Origin of the sequence: Priestia iocasae (assembly GCF_016909075.1) — a bacterium.
GTDB classification, from domain to species: Bacteria; Bacillota; Bacilli; order Bacillales; family Bacillaceae_H; genus Priestia; species Priestia iocasae.
Window position 1 is genome coordinate 165911 of the sequence record NZ_JAFBFC010000007.1, and the last position, 19206, is coordinate 185116.

Here is a 19206-nt window from a genome sequence, read left to right on the forward strand (position 1 = left end):
TTTTTCTAACAAAAATATGTACTTTCATGCAAAAGTACGTGAAGTAATTCACAAACTTATAGTATATAAATTTGTGCTATGCGATGGATAGGAGCATAGTTTCATGCTCAAACTAAGCAAAAAGATATTTCTGCAATTATGACATTATTATTGTTTTTATACTTATAATCCCTCGCAACTATAAACTAAGAAAAGGTGGATGACATCGTAATGAGAAAGCCAAAGGTTGTTGTTCTAGGTGCTGGATACGGCGGCATCATGACTACTGTAAACTTACAAAAGAAATTAGGTGTAAGTGAAGCGGATATTACACTTGTAAATAAAAATGATTACCACTATGAGACAACGTGGTTACATGAAGTTTCTGCAGGAACTCTACATCATGATCGTTCTCGCGTTCCGGTAAAAAACTTAATTAATACAAGCAAAGTAAACTTTGTACAAGATACAGTTGTTGATGTTAAGACAGAAGAAAAGCGTGTAATCTTAGAAAACAGCGAATTAGAATATGATTACTTAGTAGTTGCACTAGGCTATGAATCAGAAACATTTGGTATTAAAGGATTAAAAGAGCATGCCTTCTCGATTGCTAACATTAATTCTGCACGTCTTATTCGTGAGCACATTGATTATGTATTCGCAACATACAACAATGAAGTTGAAAAGCGTGATGAGCTATTAACAATTGTTGTTGGTGGTGCTGGATTCACTGGTATTGAGCTTGTAGGTGAATTAGCAAACCGCGTTCCACAACTTTGCAAAGAGTTTGATATTCCTCGTGAAAAAGTACGCGTCATTTGTGTGGAAGCAGCTCCAACTGCACTACCTGGTTTTGATCCGGAATTAGTTGAGTATGCTGTAACACAACTTGAGCGTAAGGGAGTAGAATTTAAAATTGGTACAGCAATTAAAGAAGCAACAGAAGAAGGTATCATTGTAGCAAAAGATGATCAAGTAGAAGAAATCAAAGCTGCAACGGTTATCTGGGCTGCAGGTGTACGTGGAAGTTATCTAATTGAAAAAGCAGGCTTTGAAAACATGCGTGGTCGTGTGAAAGTTGACCCTCAGTTACGCGCTCCAGGATTAGACAACGTATTTATCGTTGGAGATTGTTCATTAATGATTAACCCAGAAACTGAGCGTCCATATCCACCAACTGCGCAAATTGCTATGCAACAAGGTGAAACATGTGCACATAACTTAGCAGTATTAGTACGTGGACAAGGTGAAATGCAAGAGTTTAAACCAGATTTAAAAGGTACTGTATGTTCACTAGGTCATGACGATGCAATTGGTGTTGTATTTGGTCGTAAGTTATTCGGTTCAAGCGCATCATTCATGAAGAAAGTAGTAGACAACCGTGCTCTTTACTTACAAGGTGGCGCAGGTCTAGTAATGAAAAAAGGAAAATTTAATTTCTTTTAATAGCTAATCAAAGGGCAGTGGGAGCAATCCTATTGCCTTTTTTTTGTGTTCATATTGTTAGGATACCTCCCCCTGTGCAGGTATGATACAGTGAATAGAAAGGGGATGATAAACAATGAAACATAAAAGAGGAAATGTATGGTTAGCGGTAGCTGGTATTGTCAAAACAGTGGACAATCGCTATCTCGTTGTAAAGAAGAAATATGGTGGGCTAAAGGGGAAATGGTCATTTCCTGCTGGATTTGTCAACGAAGATGAAACCATTGATCAAGCGGTTGTAAGAGAGGTGTATGAAGAAACAGGGATTAAAGCAAATCCTTTAGGTATCGTTGGTCTACGCTCTGGTGTGATTAAAGGAGAAGTTAGTGACAATATGGTTCTTTTTTTATTGGAACCATTGACAGAAAACATCGTCATTCAAGAGCGAGAATTATCTCATGTGGCGTTTATGACAAAGGACGAACTATTTGAAAGTCCGGATTCCTCTTTACTTCTTCACCAAATTATTGACCAAACGTTAGCGGTTTTACCAATACATAACGATTTAAATCCTGGCAATCATTTTGGCTACACATCGTATAAATTGTTCTATTAATGATGTACCAATGATTTATATTGACGGTTTTTTCTGCTTTCAGTACACTTAAAAATGTGTGTATAGGGGGTGAAAGCCGTGCAAATGAGTTTACCTGTTTTACTAATTTCTATTCTATTGTTTTTTGTTTTGTTTTTTGGTATCGGTTTCTTATTAAATATGCTGTTGCGTATGTCTTGGATTATGGCCATTATTTATCCTATTATCTTTGTGTTCATCATTGATGATATAAGGTTTATTGAGTATTTTACAAATCCAGCAACTTCATTTTCACATTTAGGAAGCAGATTTGCAGCTATTTCAGCAGCAGACTTAATTATTTTGTTATCTGGATTAGCTGGTGCAATTATGTCGGGTATTGTCATCCGTTTGTTACGCGCCAGAGGGTATCGTATGTTTTAAAAAATTTATTAGTATAGCACAATAATAAGGATGCCACAGTATGTAAAACTGTGGTTTTTTTTCATATCACTGTAATCAAATGCCCGAATTAAAAGCACCTCTCACGAATAATTTGCTTCATTGTTGGAAACAAATAGATTCGTGAGAGGAGTTGTCCAATGGTCAATGATGATTAATGTGACAAGAAGAATATTGATGAGTATTTTGTTTGTTGGAGCATTATTAACGACGTATGAATCTGTGTCAGGAGTAGAGGCGAAAACGGTACTCTCTTTCTTATACAATCGTTCTGTCCATTATTGGAATGGCATGGCGATGTATAATGAAAGTCAACTGACTACGGTTGCTTCTTTAGATGTAAATGAGAGTGTTACAACCTTAGAAGAGGCTTATGACTGGTCGAAATATCCTGCACATAACGTTTTAGCAACTGGCTATACAGCGGGGTATGAATCAACAGGTAAACAACCAGGTCATCCTGAGTATGGAATTACTTATTCGGGCGTTAAAGTAAAACGAGATTTATATTCAACAATTGCTGCAGATTTGAATGTTTTTCCAATTGGCACTATTTTATTTATTCCAGGATACGGCTATGGAGTTGTGGCAGACAAAGGCGGAGCCATAAAAGGTAATCGACTCGATTTGTACTATGAAACGGTAAGTGATGTGTATGAAAGCTGGGGCAAAAAAGAGTTACAAGTATATGTAGTGAAAAAGGGAACGGGTACTTTAACAGAAGACGAATTAACAATGCTTAATGAAGATAAAGCTCAGCAAGTATTCCGTCAACAACTTAAATAAAACGAAGCGGTGTCGGAAGAAAAACGTCCCACTTGATACAGCATGCAACATTCCCTTGCCTATGCAATCTAGTCATATCAATCGATAAATGGCAAGGGATATTGCATACAAGAGCTTTTTGTTTTTATGATCATAACTTGTCTTTACATGTACCAAAGTAAATAAACGAGGAAAGCTACAGCAATTCCAGTTATGGCCCCAAAGAATACTTCAATAGGTTGATGACCTAACAATTCTTTTAGTTTTTCTTGTTTTTCTCTTTCTGCTTGCGTAGGCCACATTTTTGCTTCTTCCACTGCTCGATTGAAATCTTCAACTAATCGGTTCAAAACCGTTGCTTGTTCTCCTGCATGACGTCTTACGCCCGTGGCATCAAACATCACAATGACCGCAAAAACAGTTGAAACAGCAAATAAAGGAGAATCAACACCCTCAATAAGTCCAATTCCTGTGGTTAAGGATGTAACCGCTGCAGAATGTGAGCTTGGCATTCCTCCTGTACTAAAAATTAATCCCCAGTTTAATTTACGCGTTGCGATAAATTCAATAGGTACTTTAACAATTTGTGCAAACGCGATGGCAATTAGCGCACTCCAAAGTGGAAAGTTATTAAATAAATCCATTTTTGTTTTACACCTCTTTATTTATGTTATGTATAGATCAATCACACAATAACCTAGTTTCCCCCTCTAGGAAAAGAGACTATTTCACACCCCTTGATTCCACAATTCCCTAAACATTTTCTCAAAGGTCTGCGTAAGCAGATTTATATATATAAGATTATTTTGAAATTTGCTATGATAAATGTGTACTCTTTTTAGCATATAGTCATAAAGAATGATTGTCTAGGAGGAAATCATCTTGCCCCTTTATCCGATTGAATATTACGAGTTCTTCGTGAAATTCAACGAAGGAGACTATTATACCTGTCATGACTTATTAGAAGAGATATGGATGACGGATAAGCAGAATTTGTTTTTAAAAGGTTTGCTTCAAATGACGGTTGCTCTGTATCACTATGGATATGGAAATGTAAAAGGTGCACGTACAATGATGAAGGCCGGAAAGGTTTACTTAAAATCGTATGAGCCGTCTTACTGGGGTATTAATGTGAATGAAGTCCAATGGTTTATCGATCAATGTCTTCAGCGGATGCCAGCAGAGGTGGATAGGGTTCCGTTTGAAGAGATTGATCAGTTGCCGGAGTTACCTAGTTTAATCTTATATTTAGAAGAATAAGGAGGATTCTCTTATGTTTTCAGTCGTAAATCACTATGAAGTTCATCAACCAGCAGAAGGATTGGTTGTTGGTGTTTTTAATCAAAATCAGCAATTGAGTGGAGTAATAGGTGAAATTGATGCACAGTTAAACGGCCATATTATGATGCTTATTAAAGAAGGAGACGTATCCGTTAAATTAAAAAAAATATCAAAAGTACATACGTTTCATAAAATAGGGGCAAAACGTTTATATTTTGTTGGGTTAGGAAAAAAACAAGCCTTAACAGCAGAAGCACTTCAAGAGTCATTAGGAACGCTGTTCAAAACATTGAAAGAAGATCGGTTAAAAGAAGTGACGATTGCATTAGATACCTTTGTAACAGATCGTATTGATGTAGAGCAAGCAGCTCATTTACTTGCGGAAGCACAGCCTATTTCTACGTATCAGTTTGCCGATTATAAAAAGAAATCAAATGAACCAGAAAAGCATCTTGAGAAAGTAGACGTGTTAACCGAGGCGGATGAACAAGCTATTTTAAACAACTTAACAACAGGATATACATATGGAAAAGCAACCAATTCTGCACGTACACTGGTCAATTTGCCAGGTAATATGCTAACAGCGACAGATATGGCAAACTATGCGGTCGAGCTAGCTAGAAAATATGAATTTGAATATGAAATTTTAGAAAAAGATGAAATGGAAAAGCTAGGAATGGGTGCATTTTTAGCGGTTAATAAAGGATCTGTGGAGCCTCCTAAAATGATTGTCTTAAAATATCAAGGAAAAGATCAATGGGAAGATGTCATTGGTTTGATTGGAAAAGGAATTACCTTTGATACAGGCGGATATTCGATTAAGCCTAAGGATGGAATTGTAGGGATGAAAACAGATATGGGAGGCGCTGCATCTGTATTAGGTGCGATGGAAATTATCGGTGAGCTTCGTCCAAAACAAAACGTAGTCGCTGTGATTCCATCGACAGACAATATGATTAGCGGCGCTGCATTAAAGCCAGATGATGTGATTACAGCAATGAGTGGAAAAACAATTGAAGTCTTAAATACGGATGCTGAAGGGCGCTTAGCACTTGCTGATGCGATTACGTATGCCAAGCATCATGGTGCAGAGTATCTTGTGGATGTTGCAACATTAACAGGTGGCGTTATTATTGCGCTTGGTACACACATTACAGGAGCAATGACAAATAATGAGCAGCTTTTTGAGCAACTAGTAGAAGCAAGTTCCGAAGCAGGTGAACCAATTTGGCGTTTACCAATTACAGAAAAAGATAAAAAGCGTGTTCGCAATAGCAAAGTAGCGGATTTAAATAATTCACCTGGTCGTGAAGGTCATGCGATTATGGCTGGAACATTTATTGGGGAATTTGCAGAAGATACACCGTGGGTTCACTTAGATATCGCAGGTACTGCCACCACTTCATCGGCTCACGAATTAGGTCCAGCAGGAGCAACTGGCGTCATGGTTCGTACGTTAGCAGACTTTGTAGACAGATTTGAAAAGTAAGGTTTTTGGATGTTTTTGATTACGGGCACTTCGGCTTGCCCGTAATCAAAAATAGATAAGCGATTTATCTCTCCATCATGATACGGTACCATCCACCTTCTTTAACAAGCGGTCGGAATTCTTTTACGGTTAAGCCTGCACGAGCAGCTAATTGATTAATCTCTTTTTCAGTTGGCACGGGGTATAAGTTATCGAATGCCGTAAAAAAACTATTAAATACACTGGAAAATTGCTTACCGTGCTTAGGGTTTTGAATAGGAGTAATCACTGAAATCACACCTTTGTCATGCAACCAGCTACTTAGCTGATGAAACAAGGATTGTCGATCGTTTAAAGAAATATAATGGAGCAAATTATTGACTAGCACAAGATCGACTTTTTCATCTGGTGTCCAAGTGTTACCGTCTTGGCACTTAATTTCTATGTTGTTAAAATCTTTACAGCGGTTTATCGCTTCTTTCGCTACATCATCATTTAACTCTATACCAATCATTTGAACATCGGGAAACTCACCAGCTAAACGCTGTAAATAACCACCATGTCCACAACCTACATCAATTAAAGATTGAATATTTTGTTTTTTTATCATGCGAGAAAGTGTAGGTAAAGCTAATTGTTCTAACAGCGACGAAGTTTGAGCGACCGTTTCACCATGTTCATCATGATCGAATGTTTGTTTTTGGCTTTTTTTCATTATGTCTGGATAGCTTAATAGTGTTGGGATATGAAGCTCCATCATTTCTTTTAAAATTACACCAGTAGAACGAGGGTTACTCTTGCTAGAAGGAAGCATAAAGCTTCTCACCGTTTTAAATCGCCCCTTCGACAAAGCTTTCATATACTTGATTGAGATACCGACTTCAACCCACCGTTGAAGTAAATCTTCTCGCAATGATTTTTTGTAAGCAACTTCTTCAATCGTTATGGGCTTTTTAAAAGATTCATATAAATCTAGTTCATAGCCTACATAAGCATGCCAACTGTACAAAAAAGGCATATTCCTCTTCATCCATCCTCTTGCTTTAAAAACTCGAAGATACTCGTTAATCATGTGTATTCACTCCTTTTATTTTCCATGGATAATCATCTGCTGTATGAAAGAAATAATGATTTCCTTTTGTCGCTAACTTTGTATTCTTTCTTGGAGGAAAAAGCCCAATTTGAATGAAGCGATCGACAATATTTTCTTTCCATAACCCGAGTCCGGAGATATTTAGCATTTGCTTTGTATGAAGCTTTGAATCAGTCGTCATTTGCTTCATTACTCGATAACGAACGGTCGTAAATGATTTAAATGGTTTTGAGTAGGCAAGGGCAGATAAATGGCTAATCTTTAATATTTCTTTTGTACGGGGCTTCCTTACTTTCTCGTACCATGTTAAATAGGAATGATCTGTGAGATTGTGTTTATACATCCAGCAAAGAAGTTCTCCTAATACATCGCCATCTTGAATAGCTAGATTCATGCCTTCACCTGCCATTGGATGCACACTATGAGCAGCATCGCCAAGGATGGCTATGTTATCTTTTACGTATTGATCTGCGTGAAAATGAACAGGAATCATAAGTTGAATTAACTTCCAATCGGTTAGTTGTGTCACATAACCATCTAACTCTGGACAAAGCTCTATATATTTTTGATGAAGAAAAGATATTTCTTTTTGACGAATGTTTTTATACTCTCCTGACGGAATTAAATAGACTGTTCGCACCATGTTGTTAGGTAAAGGAAAGAGACCTAAAAACGTATCGGGAGTTGAAATGATTTTTCCTTCCGTCATAGAAGGGGGTCTTGGAAATGTGACGGTTAAAAAGTGATGGTCATACGTATGTTCTTTTCGATTCACGTTCATTTCTTCACGTGTTTTCGATTTCCTACCTTCAGCGCCAATGTAAAAATCAGCTTGTATGTCAATTTCTCCATTAGCCATTTTTAATCGTGCGCCATTTTTATGAAAACCTTGAAAACGGGCAGGTTGTAGATAATGAAAGCTTGGATAAGCTTGTGCTTCTTTTAATAGTACGTCTTTTAACTCTTCGTGAGGAGTCATGAATGCATAGTTAAAAGGGTAATCAATGACATCATAACTCATCTTTGTTTGTCCAATTTTTTTAACGTCATTTTGTTCGGTTATCATTTCAATCACATCAATATGATTAATTTTATGGGAGATGCGTTGAACGCGACCAAAGATACCCATTCGATGAAAAATGTCTAAGCTTTTAGGTTGTAGCAATTCTCCTTTATAGGAATGAGAAGGTCCTTTTAATTGTTCGGCAACGCATACATCAATACCGCACTTTGCTAGTTTTAGTGCGACGGTTAATCCGCCAATTCCTCCACCATGTATCAAGACATTTGTTTTCAAACAATCACCACCTATGTATGTATTTTCCACTTGCTTCAATATTCAAACTTATAAACTCTCTTTACAATAGATAGCTTACTTAGATTTACCATTGACATTTTTATATTTCGTACTATAATGAGTTTATTGATTTAATTCTCTAACGATTTAGCACACTAAAGATTTTGGGGGTTTCATGATGAATGCAGTTATCATCGCCGTACTCGTTATGTTAGTGCTTAGCTTATTACGAGTGAATGTGGTATTTTCACTTGCAATTGGGGCATTAGCAGGAGGACTTACAGGCGGTTTAGGATTAGATAAAACAGTAGAAGTATATACAAGTGGTTTAGGTAACAGTGCTTCGGTCGCCTTAAGCTATGCTTTATTAGGAGGCTTTGCTGTAGCGGTATCAAAAACAGGACTACCTGATGCGGTTGTAAGGCTAGCGCTGAAGATTGTAAGTAAAAAAGGTGATACAAAAAGAAAAGCACTTTCAAAAGTACTTATTGTCCTTATTGTCTTAATTATTTCATGCTTTTCACAAAACTTAATTCCTGTTCACATTGCGTTTATTCCATTACTCATTCCACCTTTATTAAAGGTGTTCAACGAGCTACAGTTTGATCGTAGGCTCATTGCAACAGTTATTGCGTTTGGACTTATTACTCCTTATATGTTCTTACCTTATGGGTTTGGTAGTATCTATCATGATATTGTACGTGGAAACATTGAACAAAATGGTTTAACGATTTCGTCAAGTGACATTCCAGTGGCCATGGCTTTACCTGCATTAGGCATGTTATTGGGCTTACTGATAGCAGCATTCATTTCATATCGAAAACCTAGAGTATATAATGATATTGAAATTGCTGAACAAGAAGAAGGACAACACTATACGACAAGAGGTATTTTATTTTCTCTTGCAGCCATTATTGTTGCACTAGTTGTTCAAATTCAACTAGACTCTATGATTTTTGGAGCGTTAGCAGGGATTGTCATTGTGTATTTTAGTGGTGCAATTAAGTGGAATGAAGCAGATGCACTTCTAACAGGTGGTATGCGAATGATGGCATTTATCGGATTTGTCATGATTTCAGCAGCAGGCTTTGCGAGCGTTGTACAAGAAACTGGTCACGTGGAGACGTTAGTGGAAAGTGCAGCAGATGTCATTGGTGGTAACAAGTCACTAGGAGCACTTGCTATGTTATTAGTAGGTCTACTTATTACAATGGGAATTGGTTCATCATTTTCCACGATTCCAATCATTGCTACGATCTTTGTACCGTTATGTATGCAATTAGGAATGAGTCCTTTAGCAACCATTGCTATTATTGGAACAGCTGGTGCTCTTGGTGATGCTGGCTCACCAGCATCAGATAGTACATTAGGACCTACATCAGGATTAAATGTAGACGGACAGCATAATCATATTTGGGAAACTTGTGTTCCAACATTTCTACACTATAACATTCCATTAATTATTTTCGGTTGGTTAGCGGCTGTTATTTTATAAAAAAGCAAGACTTTACAAGTGTTTGTAAAGTCTTGCTTTTTTTATTTTTGCTCAAGAATATTAGCTGTACCGCTGCATTGACCTAATGCGCTTTCAACTGCTTGCAAAGATTGTTCGATTCGTTGGCGATTTCCTTGTTCCTCAACCGTTTGTAGAGCACTTTGTAAGCAAGTTTTGGCTTCATTAAGTGCAGTACAAGAGTCTTGAACATACCCTCTAGCATTTTTTTGCATAACGGATTCCTCCTTTAATGATTCGATTATAGTATGAGTTTATTTTTGGAATTTATGAGTAGAAGATTGAACAAGTTGTCCTATGTAAGCAATATAAAAAGGAGCTGTTTTTTTCTTACAGCTCCTTTTTTAACCTAGGCGTTTAAAATGCGTGACTTTTAAGGTTTTTTCAACTTTTTCATCTAATCTTTTAATTTGTTTTATGGCTTGGTGATGATCGATATGACGATAGTGATGATTTCCTCCAGGTTCTTCGTCTGCTTCGTCTGCTAATCGTACAACGGTCTGCAACGGACGTTTCTGGAGCTCACCTTCAGGAAGATAGGAATCTGTATGAAGTAGGATTGCTAGGGCAATCTCTTTTGCATGCTGTGGATTTTCACCGAGCCTAATTAATAGCTTATGAGCACGCTCCGCACCTTTAATTGCGTGAATATCATTTTTCTTATATTTTTCATAATCCCATTGGCCATCTGTATACCATTCATAATGACCGATATCATGTAATAGAGCTGCTTTTGTGGCTAAGTCTGGATTAACATTAAATTGTTTAGAAAGGCGAAGAGCGTGATATGCAACGGAAATAGCGTGAGCTACACCAGATCTCGTTAAATACTTTTGAGCAATTGGATGTGTGAAGATCTCAAGTAACGTAACATTTCTCATCGTATAGACCCTCCTATATAAAATAGTGTGAAAGATATATTTCAAACAACACTATCATATTTGTTAAATAAATACAACAAGGGTGTAATCAGTTTTTACATGTGTTTTTATTCCATATTATCTATAGTATTCTTCAAAAACTAAAAGGGACCGTCCAACTTTTTATTTTTGATGGTAAAAGGTTAAAACATGAAGGGTTTGAAAGATGTTTTACCACTTAATTGCTAATGTAATGTGACAGCAGTCAAAGTCATCTCTGTTAAATAAGAAGAGAATCCGGATATTATCTGGATTAAAAGAAACATCAACATCAGATTGAACACCAGTCGATTTAATGAGCCTTTGAACTTCATTTTTATTTGACTGTTGTGCGGCTTCTTTCATTTTATAGGGCAAATCTTTTTGTCCATTCATTTTTTCAACAAACAAGCTAACATCGGCTAGCGCTTTAGGCATTATTTTAAGAGATCGTTTAAATGTAGAAGTATCCACTGGAGGAAAATCTCTCGTGAAGTAGAAAGAGTGTGGTCTGTATTGATAAATGGGATAGGTGCATACAAAAGGAAAAGAGGGGTATGTATATCTATTCATATGTGAAAGCGCTCCTTTTTAATAGAAGTAAGATTACTTTATGTATATATGTATTTCATTGAATTATTCGATATTCGGATGAGTAAATAGAGAGAGGAAGGGGTCTAAAAGGAGATAGTGGAAAGAATGGAGAAGTAAACGTATGATAGTTGTACACATTTAATAAAGGGGGAGAACCGATGGAATTAAAAGATACATTAATGGAAGCGCTAGGAATTGAAATTACACATGTGAGTAGTGAGAGAGTGGAAGCCACTATGCCAGTGGACGGTCGAACTAGACAGCCGTTCGGGCTATTACACGGGGGAGCTTCGGTCGCATTAGCAGAAACAGTAGCAAGCATTGGAGGATTTGCATCGATTGATCAAGATCGTGAAGCATGTGTAGGTTTAGAAATTAATGCGAATCATATTCGCGCAAAAAAAGATGGAATCGTCACCGCAATCGCTACACCTTTACATAAAGGCAAGAAAACCATGATATGGGAAGTAAAGATTGTCGACGAACAGCAAAAGTTAATATGTATTTCTAGATGTACGTTAGCTGTATTAACTAAATAAGAAAGAGCTGCCTCGAAAAGAGTAGAACTTTCGATTTGATTTCAACAATGAACTCCCTTGCTTAATCTAGTTAACATGAATAGATGGAGCAAGGGAGTTTATTTATAGCCTTTATGAAGCCTAAGAACCCCTTTTTATACATAAATATCCTTTACTAATGTATGGTTTCATCATCAAAAAAAATAAAAATTATAGAAATAAGGCAATCATACCAATCATTTAGACACGCTTCTGAATAAAGTAGTGTAAGAAAAAAATTTTATTGTATAATAAATGAATATTTAGAATATTTTAATGTGTATGTAAAAAAGAGGCCTATATTAATAAATGTCATGATATAATAAAAGTAACGATTATGTACGAATAAAGGTGAAAGAGGTGAAAAAAGTGGACACGAATCAGCAACACTTGTTTATTGATTTTGAATTTACAATGCCTGAGTCAAAGGGAAATCCAAAAGGTTTTTATCCAGAGATTATCGAAGTTGGGCTTGTGTTAGTCGTTAATCAAGAAATACGTGAAAGGTTTTCATCTTTTGTAAAACCGACACAATTTCCAACGTTAACTGAACGATGTAAAAACTTCTTAACTATTCAACAAGAGCAAGTTGATGACGGAATTAGTTTTGCGGAATTAATTAATCAGATGCTTCAATATGAAACTCAAACTTCAAGCACGATCATCACATGGGGAAACATGGATATGAAAGTATTAAAGCATAGCTGTCAAAAAAATAACCTTGTTTTTCCGTTCCAAGGAAAGCAAATTGACTTATCAATGGAGTATAAGCGCTTCTTTGGAGATCAAAACCAAACAGGGTTATGGAAAGCTGTTCAAGAGTATGGGAAAGAGGGAACAGGAAAACATCATTGTGCATTAGATGATGCGCTGACTACGTATAACATTTTTAAGTTAGTAGAGAATGACAAAAGGTATTTATCCAAGCCGGCTCCTACTACAATTGGAGATCGAATTGATTTCTCAAAAGTGTTAAATAAATTTGCTTTATAAAAGCCAAATCACCTATTAGTGAATTTGGCTTTTATCGTTAAGCGCGAAAATAATCAGCTTTTAGACTATTTAATCGTTGTTGGCTTTGCTTTGCATATTCGCTATCGTCTTGTTCAAGTGATTCATAAAGAGCGTCTATAGCTCCTTTTAAGGATGACTCATAATCGGGTACGTCTTCTTCATAAAGGTGAACCATTTGCTTTGGGATATTAGCTTGCTCACGAAAAGCTAATGCACGACGTTCATGAAAAAATGGTACGTCTGTTTGTTTCGGATTATGCAAATCTCCTTGTTGAGGGTGTCTTAGTACGGCTTTTACACGTACTACATAATGTTGGTCACGAATAGCTGTAATTTCTCCAATATATTTCCCTGTTTTATAAATGGCTGACACGGTATCCCCTATTTTTAATTCTGTCTTGTTCATAATCTTGTCACTCCTTAATTGTCCGATATAATGATAGTATAAAGGATATGGTAGATTGTATCATAATGAAAGGGTGTACAAATTGATAACCACGTTAATTCTACAGTTGTTTTTGTATTTTCCAGAAGACAAATCCGAATACCTTCCAGCTTCCATTACAATGGCCGTTTTTATTATTGGGGCGATTGTGACGTGGAGAATTATCATTAAAGTATCAAAGAAAGAAGCGCAACAAGCAAAAGAATTTGAAGAAAAGCTAAAATTGAATAGTGAAAATGACAAGCTTTTGTAAATAGATAAAGCAGTTTTCTCAACGTTTAAAACGAGGTTCTCCTGGACAACCTATGTTGAGAAAACTGCTTTTTTGTCGCATTTATTCAAAAGATTGATGTAATGGAGGTTGTCATGAAGAAGATAATCATTAGCAGCTGTATCCCTTTTTTTCTTTTAACAGCGTGTATGGAACAAGAAGTCACAAAAAAAGATGTTGAAATACATAACGATGTCGGAGATAAAGTAGGGACTATAACGGTCGAAGAGGAAGCCGATGGAGTAAAGCTTGATTTTAAAATGGATGGTCTGCCTCCTGGTGAACATGGTGTGCATATTCATGAAAAAGGAAATTGTGACGCACCAGAATTTAAAACAGCGGGTAATCACTTTAATCCCGATCAAAAGCCACATGGTTTGTTACACCCTGAAGGAGCTCATGCCGGGGATCTACCGAATATCATTGTGGAGGATGATGGGAAGTTTGAAGGAAGTTTAACTGCCCCTGGCGTAACGATGAAAGAAGGGAAAATGTCTCTGATGAAACGTATGGAAGGTTCTTCCATTGTTATTACCAATAAGCCTGACGATGGAATGACACAGCCATCTGGAGATTCGGGTAAAAGAATTGCATGTGGCATTATCTCAAAGAATAAACAAGAGCAAGAGAAAGAAGGAGAATCAGGAAAAGAAGGTCAAAATAAACCAGGAAAAGAAGATTAATGATGATAAAAAGCCCTACCTGCTCTAGCCATGTACACGACATAGCTAGAGCAGGTAGGGTATTCTCTTTTTTTAGGTGGAAAGAGCTCGTTCTATACGCTCAAGACCTTCGAGAAGAGTTGAGCGAGGGCAGGCGATGTTCAAACGAACAAATCCACTTCCATTTTCTCCATACTTCGTACCGGGTTCTACTGCTACTTTCCCTTTATGAAGAAGAAGGTGATTGAACTGTTCATCTGTCATGTTAAGATTGCGAAAATCAATCCACATTAAATAGGTTCCCTCTGGCTTAATGACACGTAAATCTGGAAGTTTGGATTGAATAAATGATTCAACAAGCTTCACATTTTCTTCTAAGTATAAAAGTAAATCATTTAACCAAGCATCGCCTTTACGGTAAGCAGCTTCTATGGCAATAATTCCGAATGTATTTAACGTGAAAAAGCCTTGTTTTTGCTGCTGCTTGTTATAGGCTTCGCGCAGCTGTTCATTTGGAATAATAATCGCAGAAGCTTGTAGGCCTGGAATATTGAACGTTTTGCTAGGTGCAACACAAGTAATGGTTTGCTTTGCAATCTGATCGTCTAATGAAGAAATGGGTATGTGTTTATGTGATTGATAGATAAGGTCAGAATGAATTTCATCAGATAGTAAAAGTACATTGTATTTGATACAAAGAGCAGCTATCTTCGTTAATTCTTCTCGTGTCCAAACCCTCCCCACTGGATTATGTGGGCTACAAAGAATCATTAATTTTATATCGTTAGCTAGCTTTTCTTCTAAATCTGTAAAATCAATCTCGTAGCGATCATCTTTTAAATGTAATGGATTTTCCACAACTTGACGGTCATTCAACTTTACCATTTCAAAAAAGGGAGTGTATACTGGAGATTGAATTAAAATGTGATCTCCTTGCTTAGTGAAGGCTTGAATAGCCATGCTAATAGCAAAGACAATTCCAGGGCTATATACAATTGAGTCTTCATTAACACTCCACTGATGTTTTCTTTGCAGCCATTGCGTTAACGCACTAGATGTTTCAGATGATGTTGCTGAATAACCGAAAACGCCGTGATTAACACGTTCTTGCAGAGCATTAAGAACATCAGGTGGTGCTAAGAAATCCATATCTGCTACCCATAAAGGCAACACGTCAGATGAACCAAAAAATGTGTCTGTTTTGTCCCATTTCACTGATTGTGTTTGCTTGCGATTAACTACATGATCAAACGAATAGTGTGACATAAGAGAAAAAAGCCTCCTTTACATGAATGGCAATGTACAATTAGATTGCCTGTTTGTAGATAGAGTTGTCAATTAAATTGGCTTATTGAAAATAGAGTAGGTGATGAAAAATGGATAAAACACAACAAATGAACATACAAATCATGGAGAACTTATTAAATTGGGATCCATTAGGCTACGGAGAAGACTCATATGAAACAGAAGTAGTAGATGTTTTACAAGCTGTACATGTGTATGATTCTGTTTCGATATTAGCACAAAAAATTCAAGATATTTATGAGTTTTCATTTGAAGAGCTAATCCCTCTCTCAACGTGTAAGAAAAAAGCACAAGAACTGTTGTTTATTAAAAATAGTGGATCTTGTGAATTATAAGCAGGGTGCTCAATAGAAAAAGTCGCGTCGAGCAGAAAGACGTTTTCTGCTACGACGCGATCTTTTTATCCAAACAAAAATTCCAGCATATGATTTGAAACAATCTCTGGCTTCTCTTCTGGTAATAGATGACCTGTTTTTGCAAAGGAAATGAGCGTCGATTTTTTCAAATCTTTTTGTAACCTCTTTCCAACTTGTAAAGGAACGACACGATCTTCCTCTCCCCACACAAGAAGACTTGGGTGTTCAATTTTCTTTAAATCGCAGGAAGATAAATCTCCTTCTCGATCTCGAATCATCTTTGTTAAAGCCATAAAAATGGTATCGTCTAAAAATGGCTGTGTATATCCTTTAATCATTTCATCATCAATAAGTTGATGATCAAACACAACATTTTGTAGATTACCGGTTACACCCTTACGAGCAAGCCATGTTTTAACCCATAGGTGGAAGAATGGGACATAAGAAGACATAATAAGTCCGTAATGTGCTCGTTGTAAATATCCAGAGCTACATAATAAAATGAGCTTTGAAACAATCTCTGGCTTTTGTTTCGCAACATTTAAGGCAATTTGTCCTCCCATTGAATGTCCCACTAATACTACATCCTTTAATTTTAGTTCCTCTATCAATGTGACAACAGTTTTAGCGAGATTGTCATAAGAATAAAGGAAGGTGAGAGAGTTCTCACTTTGTCCAAAAGGAGGCAAGTCTATCACTATAACCTGAAACTCTGAACATAATAATGGTACTAAACGACGGTAGCTAAAGCTTGATGATAAAAAACCGTGAAGTAGCACCATGGTTGGTTTATGAGGATTAGATGTGTACGTTTCATAATAGATATTCACACCATTAATAGGGCGAATATGAGATGTTTTACTTATCATCACTTTTCACTCCAGCTTTGTTTTTTTGTAGTGTGCCCTTCTGGGTGTAAAATCGCTCATTTTTTCTTTTACCAATTTCTTCGTTATATCGTAAGGTAGATTGGTGAGATACTTTCCGTCTGATATAATAGAAAAGTCAAAATAGATAGAATACAGGAGGTAATGTGTATGTTTTTAGAGGAAAAGGAATTGGAGATTCTTGAGATCCTTGAAAAGAATAGCCGTATATCAATAGATAGCATTGCAAAAATGGTGGATTTAAATGTGGAACAAACAGAAGAAATTGTAAAAAAGCTGGAAAAAGAAAAAGTTATTGTTCAATATTCTACAGACATTAACTGGAGACGAGTAGATGGACATGAAGGTGTAACAGCAATGATTGATGTAAAAGTAGCACCTAAAAGAGGAGTAGGATTTGATGAGATTGCAGAGCGAATCTATCGCTTTCCAGAAGTGAAATCGGTGTACTTAATGTCTGGGGCATATGATTTATCCGTCATTGTTCAAGGTCATTCGATGTCAGAGGTTGCTTATTTTGTGTCAGAAAAGCTCTCGACTCTTGATTCAGTTCTATCGACAACGACGCATTTTATCTTAAAAAAATATAAGCATGATGGAACGATTTATGAACAAGGCGATGAAGATCGTAGAATCGTGGTGTCTCCGTAATGAAAGACCGTTTGTCATCCAAAGTACAGCAATTGAAACCATCTGGTATTCGCCGCTTCTTTGATTTAGCAGCTAGTATGGATGATGTCATCTCTTTAGGAGTAGGAGAGCCAGACTTTGTTACTTCGTGGGCAGTTCGAGAAGCGAGTATTTTATCTTTAGAGAGAGGCTATACGTCTTATACAGCCAACGCAGGACTTTTAGAATTGCGTCGTGAAATAGAGAAATATATGCAAGAAAGCTTCTCTGTTTCGTATCGTTCAACAGATGAAATTATTGTTACAGTAGGTGCAAGTCAAGCTTTGGATTTGGCGATGAGAGCCATTATAAATCCTGGCGAAGAGGTTATTGTTGTTGAGCCTAATTTTGTATCATACAGTCCATTAATTGAACTTGCAGGAGGAAAAGCGGTAGCAATTGGAACAACGGAAGAAACAGAATTTAAGCTTCAGCCAGAACAAATTGAGCAAGTCATCACTAACAATACAAAAGCGCTTCTTTTATGTTCGCCAAACAATCCAACGGGTAGCTCTTTAACAAAAAAAGAATTAGAAGCAATCGCCGAAATTGTTAGAGCTCATGACCTGCTTGTTATTGCAGATGAAATTTATGCCGAATTAACCTATGATGATACATTTACGTCTATTGCTTCTTTAGAAGGAATGAAAGAAAGAACCATTATTGTATCGGGCTTTTCAAAAGGATTTGCAATGACAGGGTGGCGTCTTGGGTACCTTTGTGCTCCAAAAGAGATTGCAGAAGCAATGTTGAAAATCCATCAGTACACGATGATGTGCGCGCCAACAATGGCTCAGTATGGAGCAATTGAAGCGTTGAAAAACGGCAAACAAGATGTGGAAGAAATGAGAAAAAGTTATCGTCGTCGCCGAAATTATATGGTGAAATCTTTAAATGAAATGGGCTTAAATTGTCACTTGCCTGGTGGTGCTTTTTACGTCTTTCCATCAATTAAACATACGAACTTAAGCTCTGAGCAATTTGCAGAACAGCTTCTGTTAGAGGAGCGTGTAGCGGTGGTTCCAGGGAATGTGTTTGGAAAAGGTGGAGAAGGCCATATCCGTTGTTCCTATGCTTCTTCAATGGAGTCGTTAGAAGAAGCGATGAAGAGAATTAGCCGATTTGTACATGCGCGACAATAATGAAAGATATCTAAAAAAGAATGGACTACGTCAATTAAAGCCAAAAGAGCTTCATTTGACGTAGTCCATTCTTTCTGCGAGCTTCTTACAATCTATACAAAGGGAGATATGAGAGAGTGTTATGCTAACGAAACATTTGGGGAGTTAGATATTCATTTCAAATCAGGTGCATTTATTTCTTCGTATTTATTTTTATACACGGTCTTCATTAAATCACGGTATTCATCATCGTTTAGTTCTTTCACTTTTCGTAACACTATTTTTGCTTTTTTAACCCCGATTTCCTCTATTAACAACAGCAGTTCTTCATCCAAGGAAAAGAGGGTATGCTTCTCATCATTAATCATTAATTCACTTGCAGGAATATCAAGGACAGTAGAAATTCGTAACAACACTTGGGTGTCCGGTAGCTGCTCTCCCTTTTCGTATTTCTGAATGGCCGATAAGCCTACTCGAACTTTTAATGCTAAATCTTGTTGACTCATTTTTTTAAGCTCGCGATACATTTGAATGTTTTGCCCAACTGATTTCATGCTATCGCCCCCATT

Annotated in this window: 23 protein-coding genes and 1 pseudogene; 14 read left to right on the top strand and 10 right to left on the bottom strand. The window is 36.8% G+C overall.

What is annotated here, in order from left to right; genetic code table 11:
• The first annotated feature begins 210 nt into the window (after positions 1–210).
• The 4 genes and pseudogenes from JOC83_RS17135 (at position 211) to JOC83_RS17150 (ending at position 3226) form a co-directional block, all read left to right on the top strand.
• Complete coding sequence (locus JOC83_RS17135) at positions 211–1425, top strand: NAD(P)/FAD-dependent oxidoreductase (RefSeq protein ID WP_205188613.1); 1215 nt, start codon at positions 211–213, stop codon at positions 1423–1425.
• A 115-nt stretch (positions 1426–1540) separates the two neighbouring features.
• Positions 1541–1880 (top strand): annotated as a pseudogene (locus tag JOC83_RS17140) (NUDIX domain-containing protein); the annotation flags it as partial.
• Positions 1881–2098: 218 nt separating this feature from the next.
• Positions 2099–2422, top strand: coding sequence for a YuiB family protein (locus JOC83_RS17145; protein WP_205188615.1), 324 nt, complete (start codon positions 2099–2101; stop codon positions 2420–2422).
• Positions 2423–2590: 168 nt separating this feature from the next.
• Positions 2591–3226, top strand: coding sequence for a 3D domain-containing protein (locus JOC83_RS17150; protein WP_378912755.1), 636 nt, complete (start codon positions 2591–2593; stop codon positions 3224–3226).
• A 143-nt stretch (positions 3227–3369) separates the two neighbouring features.
• Here JOC83_RS17150 and JOC83_RS17155 read toward each other — a convergent pair whose 3' ends face one another.
• On the bottom strand, positions 3370–3849 hold the full coding sequence (locus tag JOC83_RS17155; RefSeq protein WP_205188617.1) for a divergent PAP2 family protein: 480 nt from the start codon (positions 3847–3849) through the stop codon (positions 3370–3372).
• A gap of 235 nt (positions 3850–4084) precedes the next feature.
• Here JOC83_RS17155 and JOC83_RS17160 point away from each other — a divergent pair, with 235 nt between their 5' ends.
• Both JOC83_RS17160 and JOC83_RS17165 read left to right on the top strand, forming a co-directional pair.
• On the top strand, positions 4085–4465 hold the full coding sequence (locus tag JOC83_RS17160) for a DUF309 domain-containing protein (RefSeq protein ID WP_378912754.1): 381 nt from the start codon (positions 4085–4087) through the stop codon (positions 4463–4465).
• 13 nt (positions 4466–4478) lie between these two features.
• Complete coding sequence (locus JOC83_RS17165) at positions 4479–5975, top strand: leucyl aminopeptidase (protein ID WP_205188619.1); 1497 nt, start codon at positions 4479–4481, stop codon at positions 5973–5975.
• Between the two features lie 64 nt (positions 5976–6039).
• Here the strand turns inward: JOC83_RS17165 and JOC83_RS17170 are convergent, their stop codons facing one another.
• Together JOC83_RS17170 and JOC83_RS17175 are read right to left on the bottom strand one after the other, a co-directional pair.
• A complete protein-coding gene (locus JOC83_RS17170; protein ID WP_205188620.1) occupies positions 6040–7026 on the bottom strand; it encodes a class I SAM-dependent methyltransferase in 987 nt (328 codons plus the stop codon).
• The gene (locus JOC83_RS17175) at positions 7019–8344 is read right to left on the bottom strand and encodes an FAD-dependent oxidoreductase (RefSeq protein ID WP_205188621.1); all 1326 of its coding nucleotides are present in this window, start codon (positions 8342–8344) and stop codon (positions 7019–7021) included. Before JOC83_RS17175 ends, JOC83_RS17170 begins: the two co-directional genes overlap by 8 nt.
• 178 nt (positions 8345–8522) lie before the next feature.
• Here JOC83_RS17175 and JOC83_RS17180 point away from each other — a divergent pair, with 178 nt between their 5' ends.
• A complete protein-coding gene (locus tag JOC83_RS17180) occupies positions 8523–9839 on the top strand; it encodes a Na+/H+ antiporter family protein (RefSeq protein ID WP_205188622.1) in 1317 nt (438 codons plus the stop codon).
• A 41-nt stretch (positions 9840–9880) separates the two neighbouring features.
• Here the strand turns inward: JOC83_RS17180 and JOC83_RS17185 are convergent, their stop codons facing one another.
• The 3 genes from JOC83_RS17185 to JOC83_RS17195 all read right to left on the bottom strand — a co-directional run bounded on the left by JOC83_RS17185 (position 9881) and on the right by JOC83_RS17195 (position 11230).
• Positions 9881–10072, bottom strand: a complete 192-nt coding sequence (locus JOC83_RS17185) for a hypothetical protein (RefSeq protein WP_205188623.1) — start codon at positions 10070–10072, stop codon at positions 9881–9883.
• Positions 10073–10201: 129 nt separating this feature from the next.
• Positions 10202–10738 carry an HD domain-containing protein gene (locus JOC83_RS17190; RefSeq protein WP_205188624.1) on the bottom strand — a complete coding sequence of 179 codons (537 nt, stop codon included), beginning with the start codon at positions 10736–10738 and terminating at the stop codon, positions 10202–10204.
• 210 nt (positions 10739–10948) lie between these two features.
• Entirely contained in the window at positions 10949–11230 is a 282-nt protein-coding gene (locus tag JOC83_RS17195; RefSeq protein ID WP_205188625.1) for a YuzC family spore coat inner layer protein, read from the bottom strand.
• Positions 11231–11508: 278 nt separating this feature from the next.
• On the opposite strand from JOC83_RS17195, the gene JOC83_RS17200 reads away from it, so the two are divergent.
• Both JOC83_RS17200 and kapD read left to right on the top strand, forming a co-directional pair.
• Positions 11509–11889: a hotdog fold thioesterase gene (locus JOC83_RS17200; RefSeq protein WP_205188626.1), complete on the top strand. Its 381-nt coding sequence runs from the start codon at positions 11509–11511 to the stop codon at positions 11887–11889.
• Positions 11890–12276: 387 nt separating this feature from the next.
• Positions 12277–12900: a 3'-5' exonuclease KapD gene (kapD, locus tag JOC83_RS17205; protein ID WP_205188674.1), complete on the top strand. Its 624-nt coding sequence runs from the start codon at positions 12277–12279 to the stop codon at positions 12898–12900.
• Between the two features lie 37 nt (positions 12901–12937).
• Here kapD and kapB read toward each other — a convergent pair whose 3' ends face one another.
• Complete coding sequence (kapB, locus tag JOC83_RS17210) at positions 12938–13327, bottom strand: kinase-associated lipoprotein KapB (RefSeq protein WP_205188627.1); 390 nt, start codon at positions 13325–13327, stop codon at positions 12938–12940.
• An 82-nt stretch (positions 13328–13409) separates the two neighbouring features.
• On the opposite strand from kapB, the gene JOC83_RS17215 reads away from it, so the two are divergent.
• Together JOC83_RS17215 and JOC83_RS17220 are read left to right on the top strand one after the other, a co-directional pair.
• Entirely contained in the window at positions 13410–13619 is a 210-nt protein-coding gene (locus JOC83_RS17215; RefSeq protein WP_205188628.1) for a hypothetical protein, read from the top strand.
• Positions 13620–13732: 113 nt separating this feature from the next.
• Positions 13733–14320, top strand: a complete 588-nt coding sequence (locus JOC83_RS17220) for a superoxide dismutase family protein (protein WP_205188629.1) — start codon at positions 13733–13735, stop codon at positions 14318–14320.
• 72 nt (positions 14321–14392) lie between these two features.
• Here JOC83_RS17220 and JOC83_RS17225 read toward each other — a convergent pair whose 3' ends face one another.
• Positions 14393–15565 (bottom strand): MalY/PatB family protein, encoded by a 1173-nt coding sequence (locus JOC83_RS17225; protein ID WP_205188630.1) that lies wholly within the window; start codon positions 15563–15565, stop codon positions 14393–14395.
• 110 nt (positions 15566–15675) lie between these two features.
• On the opposite strand from JOC83_RS17225, the gene JOC83_RS17230 reads away from it, so the two are divergent.
• Entirely contained in the window at positions 15676–15939 is a 264-nt protein-coding gene (locus JOC83_RS17230; protein ID WP_239583604.1) for a DUF1871 family protein, read from the top strand.
• Positions 15940–16004: 65 nt separating this feature from the next.
• On the opposite strand, the gene JOC83_RS17235 is transcribed toward JOC83_RS17230, so the two are convergent.
• Positions 16005–16829 carry an alpha/beta fold hydrolase gene (locus JOC83_RS17235; RefSeq protein WP_205188631.1) on the bottom strand — a complete coding sequence of 275 codons (825 nt, stop codon included), beginning with the start codon at positions 16827–16829 and terminating at the stop codon, positions 16005–16007.
• Positions 16830–16997: 168 nt separating this feature from the next.
• On the opposite strand from JOC83_RS17235, the gene JOC83_RS17240 reads away from it, so the two are divergent.
• Positions 16998–17498: an Lrp/AsnC family transcriptional regulator gene (locus JOC83_RS17240; protein WP_205188632.1), complete on the top strand. Its 501-nt coding sequence runs from the start codon at positions 16998–17000 to the stop codon at positions 17496–17498.
• On the top strand, positions 17498–18658 hold the full coding sequence (locus tag JOC83_RS17245) for an aminotransferase (RefSeq protein WP_205188633.1): 1161 nt from the start codon (positions 17498–17500) through the stop codon (positions 18656–18658). Before JOC83_RS17240 ends, JOC83_RS17245 begins: the two co-directional genes overlap by 1 nt.
• A gap of 152 nt (positions 18659–18810) precedes the next feature.
• Here the strand turns inward: JOC83_RS17245 and JOC83_RS17250 are convergent, their stop codons facing one another.
• Positions 18811–19191, bottom strand: a complete 381-nt coding sequence (locus tag JOC83_RS17250; protein ID WP_205188634.1) for a helix-turn-helix domain-containing protein — start codon at positions 19189–19191, stop codon at positions 18811–18813.
• Positions 19192–19206: the final 15 nt, after the last annotated feature.

Bases quoted from the DNA above. Each gene is read 5' to 3' on its own strand.
- JOC83_RS17190 (WP_205188624.1), bottom strand. From the start codon at position 10,738: ATGAGAAATGTTACGTTACTTGAGATCTTCACACATCCAATTGCTCAA.
- JOC83_RS17240 (WP_205188632.1), top strand. From the start codon at position 16,998: ATGTTTTTAGAGGAAAAGGAATTGGAGATTCTTGAGATCCTTGAAAAG.
- JOC83_RS17165 (WP_205188619.1), top strand. From the start codon at position 4,479: ATGTTTTCAGTCGTAAATCACTATGAAGTTCATCAACCAGCAGAAGGA.
- JOC83_RS17245 (WP_205188633.1), top strand. From the start codon at position 17,498: ATGAAAGACCGTTTGTCATCCAAAGTACAGCAATTGAAACCATCTGGT.
- JOC83_RS17150 (WP_378912755.1), top strand. From the start codon at position 2,591: ATGATTAATGTGACAAGAAGAATATTGATGAGTATTTTGTTTGTTGGA.
- JOC83_RS17155 (WP_205188617.1), bottom strand. From the start codon at position 3,849: ATGGATTTATTTAATAACTTTCCACTTTGGAGTGCGCTAATTGCCATC.
- JOC83_RS17235 (WP_205188631.1), bottom strand. From the start codon at position 16,829: ATGATAAGTAAAACATCTCATATTCGCCCTATTAATGGTGTGAATATC.
- JOC83_RS17230 (WP_239583604.1), top strand. From the start codon at position 15,676: ATGGATAAAACACAACAAATGAACATACAAATCATGGAGAACTTATTA.
- JOC83_RS17185 (WP_205188623.1), bottom strand. From the start codon at position 10,072: ATGCAAAAAAATGCTAGAGGGTATGTTCAAGACTCTTGTACTGCACTT.
- JOC83_RS17225 (WP_205188630.1), bottom strand. From the start codon at position 15,565: ATGTCACACTATTCGTTTGATCATGTAGTTAATCGCAAGCAAACACAA.
- JOC83_RS17170 (WP_205188620.1), bottom strand. From the start codon at position 7,026: ATGATTAACGAGTATCTTCGAGTTTTTAAAGCAAGAGGATGGATGAAG.
- JOC83_RS17135 (WP_205188613.1), top strand. From the start codon at position 211: ATGAGAAAGCCAAAGGTTGTTGTTCTAGGTGCTGGATACGGCGGCATC.
- JOC83_RS17220 (WP_205188629.1), top strand. From the start codon at position 13,733: ATGAAGAAGATAATCATTAGCAGCTGTATCCCTTTTTTTCTTTTAACA.
- JOC83_RS17250 (WP_205188634.1), bottom strand. From the start codon at position 19,191: ATGAAATCAGTTGGGCAAAACATTCAAATGTATCGCGAGCTTAAAAAA.
- JOC83_RS17200 (WP_205188626.1), top strand. From the start codon at position 11,509: ATGGAATTAAAAGATACATTAATGGAAGCGCTAGGAATTGAAATTACA.
- JOC83_RS17180 (WP_205188622.1), top strand. From the start codon at position 8,523: ATGAATGCAGTTATCATCGCCGTACTCGTTATGTTAGTGCTTAGCTTA.
- kapB (WP_205188627.1), bottom strand. From the start codon at position 13,327: ATGAACAAGACAGAATTAAAAATAGGGGATACCGTGTCAGCCATTTAT.